Origin of the sequence: Mesobacillus sp. S13, assembly GCF_020422885.1 — a bacterium.
GTDB lineage: Bacteria > Bacillota > Bacilli > Bacillales > Cytobacillaceae > Mesobacillus > Mesobacillus selenatarsenatis_A.
The window spans coordinates 1,252,369-1,265,377 of record NZ_CP084622.1; the positions used below are offsets into that span (position 1 = coordinate 1,252,369).

The 13,009-nt window shown below is 42.3% G+C and carries 15 protein-coding genes; 11 read left to right on the forward strand and 4 right to left on the reverse strand.

The window, feature by feature from the left end:
- Positions 1-191 precede the first annotated feature (191 nt).
- The 7 genes from LGO15_RS06320 to LGO15_RS06350 all read left to right on the forward strand — a co-directional run bounded on the left by LGO15_RS06320 (position 192) and on the right by LGO15_RS06350 (position 8,970).
- Positions 192-1,091: an ABC transporter ATP-binding protein gene (locus LGO15_RS06320; protein ID WP_167832076.1), complete on the forward strand. Its 900-nt coding sequence runs from the start codon at positions 192-194 to the stop codon at positions 1,089-1,091.
- Positions 1,084-2,337, forward strand: a complete 1,254-nt coding sequence (locus LGO15_RS06325) for an ABC transporter permease (protein WP_226087112.1) — start codon at positions 1,084-1,086, stop codon at positions 2,335-2,337. The genes LGO15_RS06320 and LGO15_RS06325 overlap by 8 nt, the downstream gene beginning before the upstream one ends.
- Positions 2,338-2,494: 157 nt before the next feature.
- Positions 2,495-3,190, forward strand: coding sequence for a Type 1 glutamine amidotransferase-like domain-containing protein (locus LGO15_RS06330; protein WP_167832204.1), 696 nt, complete (start codon positions 2,495-2,497; stop codon positions 3,188-3,190).
- A gap of 192 nt (positions 3,191-3,382) precedes the next feature.
- Positions 3,383-4,606, forward strand: coding sequence for a metallophosphoesterase family protein (locus LGO15_RS06335; RefSeq protein ID WP_226087113.1), 1,224 nt, complete (start codon positions 3,383-3,385; stop codon positions 4,604-4,606).
- 14 nt (positions 4,607-4,620) lie between these two features.
- Positions 4,621-7,620: an ATP-binding protein gene (locus LGO15_RS06340; RefSeq protein WP_226087114.1), complete on the forward strand. Its 3,000-nt coding sequence runs from the start codon at positions 4,621-4,623 to the stop codon at positions 7,618-7,620.
- 76 nt (positions 7,621-7,696) lie between these two features.
- The gene (gene yhaM, locus LGO15_RS06345) at positions 7,697-8,641 is read left to right on the forward strand and encodes a 3'-5' exoribonuclease YhaM (protein ID WP_226087115.1); all 945 of its coding nucleotides are present in this window, start codon (positions 7,697-7,699) and stop codon (positions 8,639-8,641) included.
- A gap of 146 nt (positions 8,642-8,787) precedes the next feature.
- Positions 8,788-8,970: a sporulation YhaL family protein gene (locus tag LGO15_RS06350; RefSeq protein WP_102261744.1), complete on the forward strand. Its 183-nt coding sequence runs from the start codon at positions 8,788-8,790 to the stop codon at positions 8,968-8,970.
- A 125-nt stretch (positions 8,971-9,095) separates the two neighbouring features.
- On the opposite strand, the gene LGO15_RS06355 is transcribed toward LGO15_RS06350, so the two are convergent.
- Positions 9,096-9,977 carry a peptidylprolyl isomerase gene (locus LGO15_RS06355; RefSeq protein WP_167832081.1) on the reverse strand — a complete coding sequence of 294 codons (882 nt, stop codon included), beginning with the start codon at positions 9,975-9,977 and terminating at the stop codon, positions 9,096-9,098.
- A gap of 192 nt (positions 9,978-10,169) precedes the next feature.
- On the opposite strand from LGO15_RS06355, the gene LGO15_RS06360 reads away from it, so the two are divergent.
- From LGO15_RS06360 to LGO15_RS06370, 3 genes are all read left to right on the forward strand, one after another.
- On the forward strand, positions 10,170-10,250 hold the full coding sequence (locus tag LGO15_RS06360; RefSeq protein ID WP_023615406.1) for a YjcZ family sporulation protein: 81 nt from the start codon (positions 10,170-10,172) through the stop codon (positions 10,248-10,250).
- 93 nt (positions 10,251-10,343) lie between these two features.
- Positions 10,344-10,427: a YjcZ family sporulation protein gene (locus LGO15_RS06365; protein ID WP_064503397.1), complete on the forward strand. Its 84-nt coding sequence runs from the start codon at positions 10,344-10,346 to the stop codon at positions 10,425-10,427.
- A gap of 94 nt (positions 10,428-10,521) precedes the next feature.
- The gene (locus LGO15_RS06370; protein ID WP_023615405.1) at positions 10,522-10,614 is read left to right on the forward strand and encodes a YjcZ family sporulation protein; all 93 of its coding nucleotides are present in this window, start codon (positions 10,522-10,524) and stop codon (positions 10,612-10,614) included.
- 328 nt (positions 10,615-10,942) lie between these two features.
- Here LGO15_RS06370 and LGO15_RS06375 read toward each other — a convergent pair whose 3' ends face one another.
- The 3 genes from LGO15_RS06375 to LGO15_RS06385 form a co-directional block, all read right to left on the reverse strand.
- Positions 10,943-11,131, reverse strand: coding sequence for a hypothetical protein (locus LGO15_RS06375; protein ID WP_226087116.1), 189 nt, complete (start codon positions 11,129-11,131; stop codon positions 10,943-10,945).
- Positions 11,132-11,445: 314 nt separating this feature from the next.
- Complete coding sequence (locus LGO15_RS06380; RefSeq protein WP_167832083.1) at positions 11,446-12,021, reverse strand: HTH-type transcriptional regulator Hpr; 576 nt, start codon at positions 12,019-12,021, stop codon at positions 11,446-11,448.
- A gap of 240 nt (positions 12,022-12,261) precedes the next feature.
- Positions 12,262-12,633, reverse strand: a complete 372-nt coding sequence (locus LGO15_RS06385; protein WP_167832084.1) for a YtxH domain-containing protein — start codon at positions 12,631-12,633, stop codon at positions 12,262-12,264.
- Positions 12,634-12,807: 174 nt separating this feature from the next.
- On the opposite strand from LGO15_RS06385, the gene LGO15_RS06390 reads away from it, so the two are divergent.
- Positions 12,808-12,999: a membrane protein YhzF gene (locus LGO15_RS06390; protein ID WP_226087117.1), complete on the forward strand. Its 192-nt coding sequence runs from the start codon at positions 12,808-12,810 to the stop codon at positions 12,997-12,999.
- Positions 13,000-13,009: the final 10 nt, after the last annotated feature.

The window sequence follows — 13,009 nt, forward strand, 5'->3', positions numbered from 1 at the left end:
TTCGAGAATTGTCCAGCTCCAGCGCCAAGTTCCAATAAGTTTCGGTCATCCCAAGGCGCTTGCGCTTTTCTTGCAAAATTCAGATGATTACTATTATTTTTGCATAACTTTTTTAAATATGCAAAACAAAAATATGAAACTATTTGCATATTCATTTCGTAGTAATTTAATGGAAAAGGAGGAAGATGATTATGGTGTTACAGCTTGAACAGGTTACAAAGAGATTTGGCAACTTTACAGCAGTGAACCAGCTATCGCTCAATATACCAGAAAAAGAGATGTTCGGTTTCCTTGGTGCTAATGGTGCAGGGAAGACGACTACTTTCCGGATGATTCTCGGGTTGCTGGATGTCTCGGAAGGAAAGATTACCTGGGATGGGAAGCCGATCAATTATGACACGAGCAGTATCATTGGTTACCTTCCGGAGGAAAGAGGGCTTTATCCAAAATTAAAAGTCCGGGAACAGATTGTCTATCTTGCCAGGTTGAGAGGGATGCAAAAACAAGCAGCTCTCAAGGAGCTTGAGTACTGGCTTAATCGTTTTAAAGTTCCAGAATATGCTGATAAAAAGGTTGAAGAGCTTTCGAAGGGGAACCAGCAAAAAATCCAGTTCATCGCCGCGGTCATCCATAAGCCAAAGCTGTTGATCCTTGATGAGCCTTTCAGCGGATTGGATCCTGTCAACGTTGAACAATTGAAGGAAGCGGTGCTTGAGCTGAAAAATGCGGGTACGACGATTGTATTTGCCAGTCACCGCATGGAGCATGTTGAGGAAATGTGTGAACATATTTGCATCATGCACAAAGGAAGACCTGTCGTTCATGGTTCTCTGAAAGAAATCAAGCGATCTTTTGGTAAAAAGAATTTGGTCATCCATGCTGATTTTGATACATCTTTCTTAAAGGAATATCCCGGAGTGTCGAGAGCGAAATCAACGGCAGAAGGAATACATCTGCAAATCACAGGTGAGCAAGTTGCTGAATCCATTTTGAAAGAGATTGTTGGTAAAGGCTTTATCCGTAAGTTCGTCCTTGAAGAACCAAGCCTCAATGATATTTTCATAGAAAAGGTGGGTGATTCATATGAATAATTTCTTCATTATCCTGATCCATACATACATGAGTAAGCTGAAAACAAAATCCTTCCTGGTTACCACCATCCTGACCGCAGGGATTATGCTGGCGCTCACGAATATGACGAACATCATCGATTTTTTCAACAAAGGTGATGAAGCGGATAAAATCATTGTCATCGATGAGACCGGCCAGCTTTTTGAGCCTCTGAAGCAGCAGATGAAGTTGGTTAACGAAGAGTTGGTCCTGGAAGAGTTTGATGGGAATGAAGAAAGCGCAAGGAAAGCTGTCGAGGAAGGGGAATATAAAGGACTTCTTCAACTGAGCTTGAACAATGAAGAGCTCCCTGCAGCTGCCTACCAGGCGATGAGCATTGCTGATTCTGCTGTTCCTGGAGACCTCCAGGCTGGATTACAGCAGATTAAGACGGCAATGGCTTCCACACAAATCAATATCGCTCCGGATCAATTGGAAGAGTTGTACGCACCAGTTGAATTCGAAAAATCGGCACTTGAAGAAGATGCCAAGACAGAAGAGGAACTGAATCAGGCACGAGGATTAGTCTATGTCCTTCTTTTCATCATTTATTTTGCGGTGATCATGTATGCCAATATGATCGCAATGGAGGTCGCGACTGAAAAATCATCAAGAGTAATGGAAATCATGATCTCAAGCGTATCACCGATCAAGCAAATGTTCGCAAAAATTCTGGGCATTGGGCTGTTAAGTCTGACTCAACTTGCAGTCCTCTTGCTGGTTGGGTACTTCTCAATCAAGCAGAATCTCGAAAGCATGGAGGGCGGGTTCTTTGAGTTCTTCGGTTTTGGGAATGTCGCAGCCAGCACGATCATTTACGCGGTTATCTTCTTCATATTAGGATACTTCCTGTATGCCACGATGGCAGCTTTCCTTGGCTCACTTGTCAGCCGGATTGAAGATGTCCAGCAAATGATCACACCGATGACACTTCTGGTGGTGGCAGGTTTCATGATGGCGATGTTCGGCTTGGGTCAGCCGGAAGCGCCATTTGTGAAATATACATCCTTCATCCCGTTTTTCTCACCAATGCTGATGTTCCTGCGTGTCGGGATGCTGAACATCCCATTCTGGGAAATCGCTTTATCAATCGGTATCCTTGTGGCAACAATTGCCTTCCTGGCAGTATTCGGTGCTAGGGTATACCGAGGCGGAGTGCTGATGTACGGAAAATCCAATTCCTTTAAGGACATCAAAAAAGCACTGCAACTAACGAAAAACGAATAAAGAGAAAAGCCGCGATCCAGTGATTGCGGCTTTTTTTACAGGGAATTCGATTTGATTTGTGGAATATGTATTAGAGAGAAAATGGAATCCTGAATGATCATGCGAACCCAGATTTCATTCACACATTGATTAGTTGTATAGAAGGAGAGTGTTCATGGTGAGACAGATTATTGCTATGGGCGGCGGAGGTTTTTCGATGGAGCCGGAAAATCCGCTGTTGGATTTGTATATTTTGAGTCAGGCGGATACCCGCACGCCCAAAGTTTGCTTTGTGCCGACAGCCAGCGGCGATGCGGAAAATTATATTTCGAGATTCTATAACGCTTTTGAAAACCATGAATGCAGCCCTTCCCATCTTTCATTGTTCCGTCCTCCAACAAGAGATTTGGAAGACTATGTGATGGATAAGGATATCATTTATGTAGGCGGAGGGAATACAAAGAACCTTCTGGCCTTGTGGAAGGAGTGGGGTCTTGATGCAATCATGCGTAAAGCCTGGCAGGATGGAAAAATAATGGCTGGAGTAAGCGCGGGCTCAATCTGCTGGTTCGAGGAAGGCTTAACAGATTCTTTTGGCAGTGGACTACAACCGTTAAAGACCCTCGGATTCTTAAAAGGGAGTAATTGCCCGCATTATGATGGTGAAAAGGATCGTCGTCCTTCTTATCAGGAATTCGTAGGCTGTGGAAGAATGGCTGCTGGATATGCCGCAGATGACGGTGCCGCATTGCACTATATCGATGAGCAGCTAATTAAAGCGGTAAGCTCACGCCCGGAAGCAAAAGCCTATCATGTTTGGGAATCAGGCGGAAAGGTGCAGGAAGAAACCGTGGAGACCATCTATCTTGGATAAAGAGGAACTGCAGTCAAATGAGGACTGCAGTTTTTTTTCGTTAAAAAGTGTTTGCGCCACGTGTCCAGCTCAAGGGATTGTCAGATGCTGACCAAGCCGCTTACTTTTTTTGCGGTAGAACGTGCATTCGTATTTTTGGAGTGATAAAATAAAGGAAAACAGGACAGGAAAGGAAAGGAAAGGAATCATCCAATGAAACGGGTTAAATTTTTACATACTGCCGATCTTCATCTTGATAGCCCGATGGTCGGCCTGCGGCATCTGCCCAAAGCCATCTTTCATCGGCTTCAGGAGAGCACATTTACAGCTTTGAAAAATATCACAAATACTGCAATTGAGCTTGAAGTGGATTTTGTCGTCATGGCGGGTGATCTATTCGATGGAGAGGACAGGAGCATTCGAGCCCAGGCCGTTCTCCGCAATGAAATGGAAAAACTGGCGGACAAAGGGATTAAGGTATATGCAATCCACGGAAACCATGATCATCTAGGCGCAAAATCTGTGACTTTAGATTTTCCAGACAATGTTCACTTTTTCTCAGATCAGGTGGAAAAGGTCGACTTTAGGAAGGCTGATGGTACTCTTGTCCATCTATACGGTTTTAGTTATCCAGAGCGGCATGTCACGGAACGGTGGATCGAGAACTATCCGAAGATTGATGGTGCGGACTTTCACATTGGTTTGCTTCATGGCCATTTTGAAGGTGTGAGTGATCATGGTAAATATGCACCCTTCAGATTATCTGAGCTTATCGAAAAAGACTATGATTACTGGGCACTTGGTCATATCCATAAAAGAGCGCTTTTATCACACCAGCCTTATGTTGTCTATCCTGGAAACCCTCAAGGACTGAACAGGAAGGAGCTTGGGGAAAAAGGGGTCTCTTTCGTTCATTTGACAGAAGGGGGTACAGAAGTTTCCTTTTTTGACACTGCCGATGTGATTTGGGATGAGATCGTCATTGATGGGCAAGATTTAGTAAGTTTCAATGCATTGTATGAGAAATGTCTGAATGAAATCGATGGAAAAAGACGAGTAGGAAAAGGTGTCCTGCTGGATATCCGGATTGTAGGCCTGAATTCCAGCCTGTCAGATGTGACTGAAAAAATAGCCAATGGCGAACTTCTGGAACTCCTGCAGGAAGCAGAAAAAGATGAGGATTCCTTTGTCTGGGTGCACAGGCTGAAGTTTACCGAAGATATTGCTGTCGATCGTGCCGAACTGATTAAGCAAAGCGATTTTTATCAGGAGCTGTTCACTACAATTGAGGAATATGATGATTTACGAGATCCGTTGTCTCCGCTATTCCAGCACAGCCAGGCAAGGAGGCATATAGAGATGATGTCAGAACGTGAAAAGCAAGAACTGGTTGAGGATGCCGAGAAGATCCTGCTCCAGCTGCTGCTGAAAAACTAAAGAAAGGAGGCAGGATGATGAAACTCATTGAATTGCATATATACGGATACGGCAAGTTCGAGGATTATGTGATTAATTCCTTCGATCAAATGCAGGTTTTTTATGGTGAAAATGAAGCTGGTAAATCGACCATCATGTCATTCATCCACAGTATCCTGTTCGGTTTTCCGGCCAAGCAAAGTGCAGAAATTCGCTATGAGCCAAAAAAGAACCCAAAGTATGGCGGCAAGATCAAAGCCTTTTTTCCTGATAGGGGAGTGGCTGTCATCGAAAGGGTGAAAGGCAAGGCTGCAGGGGATGTGACTGTATCTCTAGAGAACGGAACGATTGGCGGCGAAGAACTACTTAAAGAACTTTTAATGCGAATGGATAAAAGCATATACCAGGCCATTTTTTCATTCAATGTCCATGGACTGCAAAATATCCATGCGCTGAAAGGTGAAGAACTTGGCAGGTACTTATTTTCAGCAGGAACCCTTGGTACAGACAAACTCTTCAACACGGAGGGATTGCTGCTCAAGGAAATGGAATTGCGATTCAAGCCCAGTGGGAAACGGCCATTGCTGAATGAGAAGTTAAAAGAGTTGAAAGACATCCAGAATTCGTTGAAAAATGCTGAGCAACAGAATGATCAATATTCAGAGTTGATGAGCACGAAAGAGGAAGTGAATAATAAAATTTCTCAGTTGGAGAAAGAGATTTCAATCCTTGAGCAGAATGGGATGAAGCTTCGTGAATATAAACGCAATGAAAAGCTGGTCCTAGAAGCTGTAGCATTGGACGGGAAAATCAATTTGCATGATTTGTCCTTTTTTCCGGAGGATGGACTGAAGCGGCTTGAAAAATTGGACGAGCAGCTTAAGTCGATCCAGGCTAGAAAGTTAAGGATAAATGATAAAAAGGATCAAGTCCTTAAAGATCTGGAAGAGCACAGGCCAAACTCAGAATTACTGGAAATGGAAACGGAAATTCAATCACGAATTGAAAATCTGCCATTATATGAACAACTGAAACAGGAAAAAAGGCTTCTGGAATCCAAGCTGGTGGAAATTACAGAAGAAATAAATCAGCTGAATGACAAGCTTCATATGGATTTCAATGAGGGAAATATCCACGAAATCAATACAAGCATCTTCATAAAGGAACAAGCCGACAAGGTGCAGCAGACAGAGCAAAGATTAGTCAATAAAAAGCTGGAGCTGGAATCTGCTTTTGAAGAAGAGAAAAAGGCGCTGGCAGAGCTTGAAGCAAAGGCAGAAGCGGCAAAAGAAATACTCCTCGATGAAGCAAAACGAACAGTCCTGGTGAATGACCTGGACCTGCTGGAAAACAAGGAAAGAATCCAATCCGAATTACAATACGTCATGGACCAGATTGAATCGGCCAAAATGAAGGAAAAAAGTGAAAAAGCCAGACGTAAGCAGCAACAGAAGAAAGATCATACTCAATTGCTCCTGCTCGGAAGCATTTTTCTTATTGTTTCACTCTGGGGAATCACAAAAGGCGCTTGGTTTCTAGCCGGAATAGGGATAGCAGGCTTGGTGTTTTTGCTGGCAGCGCGTTTAAAGTCCACAGAGAAAATGCCAATGGAGGACAGAGCTCTATCCATTCTGCTGGAGCGGGAAAGAGCGTTGAAGGAAAGCTTGAACAGCCAGCCGGAAGGCAATGCATATATGATCAAGAGCGTATTGGCTAAGGACGAGGAGGCGAGGCTGCGACATCGAGAACTGATGATTAAAATCGGGCAGCAGCATGATCGTTTTGAAAAAGTAGTTCAGCAATTTGAAGCATGGGAAGCAGATGAAGCACAACTAAAACAGAGAAAGTCGGAATTACTGAAACAATTTGGATTAACGGATCTATCCGTTCCGATTAAAGTAGTGGATGCCTATCAATTAATAGAAAAACAAAAGCAATATTTCCGTGAAAGAAAGAGAATAAAAGAAAGCTTGAAAAATGTGATAGGATCTATATCCGAAATGGAAAGCAGCCTGAAAATGCTTGCGGAACGATTCCTTCATAATGGCAATCTTTCTCCTGTGGAGGCAGCGGGACTATTAAAGCGAACTTTGCGTGATGCAATTGACCAGAATTCTAGGTACCGTGAACTTACCGGGAAACTGGAGGAAATGGAGGAAGAGTCATTATCTCTTAAAAAGGAAGAGGAAGTGACCAGCCAAGAAAAGGATAGATTACTTGAACAGGCCGGAACAGAGGATGAGGATGCATTCAGGCAGAAAGCGGAGAATACCTCATTGGTAAAAGGTTGGAGAGCCAGGCTGGAGGATATAAATCATCAACTGCTTGTTTCAGGGATTACGGATGAGGATCGTGTAAAGATCCTGACTGGGATTCCGCTTGAGGAACAGATTGAGGAGAACGAATCGGAGCTAGTTAAGAGAAAGCGAGAGCTATCCGCAAAATTTGACCAAATAGCCGATGTAAAGCATAAGATGAAGGTGCTTGAGGAAGGCGGCATATATAGTGATTTGCTTCATAAATATAGGCAGCTTCAGCATGAGTTCACAGAAGATGCGAAAGAATGGGCGAAGTTTGCGATTGCCAAGGATTTGCTCTCGAGGACAATTGACCGTTATAAGGATGAGCGGATGCCGAGAATGCTGGCCAAGGCTGAAAGCTTCTTGTCGGTATTGACTGATGGCAACTATGTGAGAATCATTCCACAAGTTTCTGGCAGCGGCTTCCTGATTGAAAGGAATGATCATGTTTTATTTGAAGCGAATGAGCTGAGCCAGGCAACGGCAGAACAAGTCTATGTATCCATCAGGCTTGCACTTGCTGCAGACCACCATGACCGCTATCCATTTCCGATTATCATCGATGACAGCTTTGTCAATTTTGACCATAACCGGACGAACCGAACGATAAGGCTGCTTAGGGAAATGAGCAATGAGAACCAAATTCTCATTTTTACATGCCATCGACATCTATTGGATTATTTTGCGGATAATGAAATCGTCAATCTGCAAGAAAAAAGTACAAATATAGTTTAAAAATGGCATGGTTTGAGAATCAGAGACAATAGACTCTGTATGTTATACTGTTGCAGAGAGGAGAGGGCTGTTAACTATGAATAAAGGAATTTTGAATCACGAAACAGGGGACCAGGTAGAATTGTTTTTATTGATCAAACATTCGTCAAAAGGGATTGCCAGCAACGGTAAGCCGTTTTTGACACTCATCCTCCAGGATCAGAGCGGGGAGATCGAGGCGAAGCTTTGGGATGTTTCCGAGGAAGATGAAAGTACTTATTGTGCTGAAAGCATTGTGAAAGTACAGGGGGATATCCAGAATTACCGAGGGCGCAACCAGCTGAAAATCAGGCAAATACGGCCTGCTTCACCAATTGACTCTGTCAAACTATCTGATTTTCTTGAGACAGCCCCAGTCAGCCAGGATGAAATGAGCAGCAAGCTTACCCAATATATATTCGAAATGAAGAACCCTAATATCCAGAGAGTCACAAGACATCTTCTGAAAAAGCATATGAATGCCTTTATGGAATATCCTGCAGCAACAAAGAACCATCACGAATTTGTCTCAGGACTTGCGTATCATGTTGTCTCGATGCTTGACCTTGCGAAGTCGATCGCAACACTATATCCAAGCCTTGATAAGGATCTTTTGTATGCAGGAGTCATCCTTCATGATTTGGGGAAAGTCATAGAATTATCAGGTCCGATTTCTACCACCTATACAGTGGAAGGGAATTTGCTCGGACACATATCGATCATGGTCAATGAGATTGGCAAGGCTGCCGATGAGTTAGGCATTAGTGGAGAGGAAACCATCATTCTTCAGCATATGGTCTTAAGTCACCATGGCAAGGCAGAGTGGGGCAGCCCGAAACCGCCAATGATCAAAGAGGCAGAAATCCTGCATTATATCGATAATCTCGATGCGAAAATGAATATGCTGGACCGGGCGCTGTCACGGGTTAAACCAGGCGAGTTCTCCGAAAGAGTATTCGCGCTTGATAACCGTTCCTTTTATAAGCCTGTTTTCCATAAGTAAAAAGCAAAAGGTCTTTCTCCGTTTATATGGAGAGGCCTTTTTGTTATGTAACTTTTTACTCCTCAAAAGGCATATTTGGAAATATCCCTCATATGAATACAATAAGAGTTCAATTAGGACAACCTTTAAATGGAGGGTATGCAAAAATGTCAATTCCAATCTGGGTAATAGCAGTCGCAGCAGGAATCGTATTCAGTGCCTTCATGGCAGTGAAAACAGGAAAAGAAGAAAGAAAAGAAGAAATGGAAAGCATTGAGCGTGAGGGCGAGCTTTACATGAAAAGGCTCGAGCGGGAAAAGGAAAGGCGCGAACATTCAGCGGAAGCATAAAAAACGCTGGCTCCGGAAATGGAGCCAGCGTTTTTTTTATGGGATAAGAAAGTATATATTCTACTGCGAGAATTGTCAGCTCCAGCGCTTGTCGGGGCTGACCAAGGCTCTTAGGTTTTTCTTAATTATTGTGGTGTTTGTGCTTCTGCTTCTGGGAATTCAGCAGCACCTTTAAGGTCTTTATCCTTGATTTTAACGTTAGCCGCATCAAGCTCACGCTTCAGGACTTCTTGAATCTTGTTAGAGTCCAGCTGAGCAAGCTTCAACTCATACTCTAGCTCGTCCTTCATTTCTTCGTAAGATTTTTTTTCTTTCTTTTCCGTTACCTTGATGATGTGGTAACCGTGCTGTGATTTTACAGGTTCGCTGATTTTGTTTACTTCCAAGGCATAAGCAGCCTCTTCGAATTCTGGTACCATTTTACCAGGTCCGAAGAATCCAAGATCTCCGCCTTGTGCAGCTGAACCAGGATCCTGTGAGTATTCCTTCGCTAAGTCTTCAAACTTTGCGCCTTCATCAAGTTTTTTCTTCACTTCTTGTGCAGTCTTCTCATCTTCTACAAGAATATGGCTTGCTTTGATTTCAGGTTTGTATTCTTCATAACGCTTTTTGACTTCTTCTTCGCTGACTTTCACATCTTTAAGCGCAGCTTTTTCCATTAGAAGCTGGTCTTTCAGGACCTCTTTTAATTCCTCTTCGTCTTTAAGCTGGTTCTGCTGTAGAACGAGTTCGAAGTTCTCTCCAAGCTCTTCCTTAAGCTCGGCCACTTTTTCCTCAACCTCTTTATCAGTTACTTCATAATTTTCCGCAAGAACTTTCTGGTATAGCAATTCTTGAAGCGCTTGCTCTCCATACTTTTCCTTCATTGATTGATAAAGCTCTTCTTTCGTGATGTTGCCCGCTTTCGACTCAACGATCACTTCTGAAGAATCAGCATTATCGTTGCTGCATGCACCTAGTCCCATTACTCCGGCTGCAACCGTGAGGGAAATTATCATTTTTTTCATGGTGAACATCTCCTAAACAGAAAATTCTAGTGGCCGTTTTAATCCACAAACTCTACTATAACATAATTTCAATTTTCTACAAAAAATAAGTAATGGATAATATTGGGTATTTATGGAGATGGGCGAATATCTATACCGTTTGTTCAGCGGTGCATAGGATATCGAGAAGAGAAAAAAAGGAGGTAGTTGAAAATGGGCCACTATAATTCAGGCTTTGCGTTAATCGTTGTCCTGTTCATCTTGCTGATTGTTGTAGGTGCCGCTTACCTATAAACAACAAAATCCAAGAAATGCAGGATAGTTGCCTATGCGGATATGACATTACTTGAATAAGATATCATAACCACTTTGGAAGGAGGTGTTAATATGGGTGCAGGATACGGCGGCGGCTTCGCGTTAATTGTCGTGTTATTCATTCTGTTAATCATCGTGGGTGCAGCTTGGCTTTAATTTCTGATTAACGAGTATGGGGGGACTAACACTCTCCCGTACTCCTGAATCATCATTTTAAAGCAAGTTCCCAAAGCAGAAAGGAGGAACCTCAATGTCTGGAGGAGGACATGGATATGGCGGCGGCTTTGCATTGCTCGTTGTCTTGTTCATTCTGTTAATCATCATCGGTGCTTCTTGGCTGTAGGCACTTAGGGGCAATGCTTTCTGCATGCCTTAATGAGGGCTAATTAATAAAAACTTGAAATAAAAAGCGGTGAGGGAAACCTCACCGCTTAATGTATGTAATTAGTATACTTTTTCAACTTCGAGAAATGTCCAGCTCCAGCACCTAACCCTCGAGGCGCTTGCCTAGCTGCGGCTCCTAACTCCTCAAGACACTTCGATCCTGCCATTGAAGTTAAAGAACCATTTCACTGTCAGGCCCTCGAGCGCTTGTCGGAGTTGGGCAGACGCCTCCGCTTTTCGATTTGTCTCTAGTGTCGTCTCCTAGAAACTCCTTAACTTCAGTGTAGTCACGTATACAAGATTTCAACAAAAGATGAAATCAGCAAAATTGTAACTAAAATATTGATCGTCCTGAAAATATTCGCATGTTTGTCTTCAGGTATCTCCTTCTGGATGCAGAGGGAGTCTGTAAGCTTGTTTATATAGAAAAGAATGAAAGCAGCAAAAAGGACAAACATCAATAAAATGGAGATCATCGAAGAATCCCTCCTTAGCAATCTTTTTATCTTAAATACAATAACAAATATTTTAAGAAAAAGATAGTTTTTTATAAAGTCACTTACTCTATGCTGGAGGGTTATGTAAGGGATAACTTGCCAAATTGTAGGGTAATGATTTTAATGTGAGAAAATGAGCAAACAATAGGAAGAACAAAAAGCGGAAGGGTTAATTTTCATTCATCCGCTTTATAAGATGATTCCATTAGGAATGCAGCCAGAGGAAGTGGAAAAGGTTTGTGTCTCCGAGCGGTTATCCTTCCTCTATTCATGAGTGCCATCATACATAATGATTAAGCATACTCCTTTTCGGCTGGATCTATTTTTTTAAGTGTGCCGTCCTCATCGGAAAACTTCCTATCAATATTCGAAAAAGACTTCTCGAATATTTCCATAAAGTCATCACCATAAATATTGCGGACAATAGCCATGATTTCAATGATGTCCGGGAACTTGCCATATAGTTCCTTCAATGGCATGGCCCCTGAAAAAACAGCATTATTATCTGGCTCATAGCTTTCCATTAGGGCGAGTAATATACCTTCTCCTTCTTCCGTAAGTTGGATATACGTATTTCTTTTGTCGCTTTCCTTTTTGGAAAACTTTAAATAACCGCGTTCCTCAAGCTTCTTCGAGAAATTGAAAGCAGTGGACACATGCATGACGCCAAACTTAGCAACATCAGAAATCGAAGCTCCATTCAAATGATAAGCGATCCATAAGATATGATGCTCATTGATATTAAGGTCGAATGGTTTGATCCATTGCTGCCAGTCCTTCTCTACAGACTTCCATAAGGCTTTGCTCAGCTGGGCAATTCTTTGACTAAACATCATTGCTTCTTTCATAGAATAATTTTTATCTCCCATTCTCATATTCACCTACTTTATTGTTTCTATTTTCATTATGCCAATAAAACAAAAATTAATAAAGATATAAATTTACAAAATTTTTTGAATTTGTTAAATTCCATCTAAAGTCGGGTTGTTTTTATGTAATGATTTAATTGTCATAACAAAATTGCTATTTGCATAATATATCTTTCTTGATAAAAAAAGAAAATCCTTCCCACCGAAAAAAAAATAACTTTAGGGGAAGGATTGTTCTGATTAGTTTTCTTTTGAATTTTCAGCTGCCAATTCGGTTTCCAAATCTTTAATTGAATCCTCAAGCTCCTTGATATCCTCTTGTAGACCTTGCATGTTTTCCTCTGTTTGAAGCTTCCACTCAAAGATCGCCGTCTTAACATCTGTGATAAATGTTTGGATGGAGTCTTTGCCCTCCTTGGATGCGGTGGCCACCGTGTTTTTCAATTCAACAGCCGCATCCTTAATATCCTTGATGGACCCTAGGTATTCATCTTTATTTGCCAGAAGAGTCCTTCTTGTTTCATATCCTGATTTCGGTGCCGCAAGCAGCGTAGCAATTCCAGCTACAACTCCGCCTACAACCATTCCCGCTAAAACATTTTTCGCTTTCATGTGTTGACCACCTCTACAATTTTTCTGTATAAGTTCTCCAAATGAATTCGGATTCCTCTTTTCTTTTATATTTAATTTCCTATTCTCGCACAAATAAACGTTATTAGCTTCATAGCCTTAAATTAGCAGACATAAAATGATAATAACGTCATGTTCAGGGAGGAGAGGAGGGGAGTGGGGATTTTTACAAATGTGGTGTTGCTCATCAGCGTTGCTTTCTTTGTGGGGGCCGTCCATCATCTCCTTGCGTTAAAGAAGCCGGGGATGTATCCACCTAAAGCGCTTCTGCGGAAAAGAGCAGGGACGCTGGCAGGGGGAGGAGCCGTTTTTTTACTGATCGGGATTATTTTTTACACATTCCAATAGAGCAAAATAA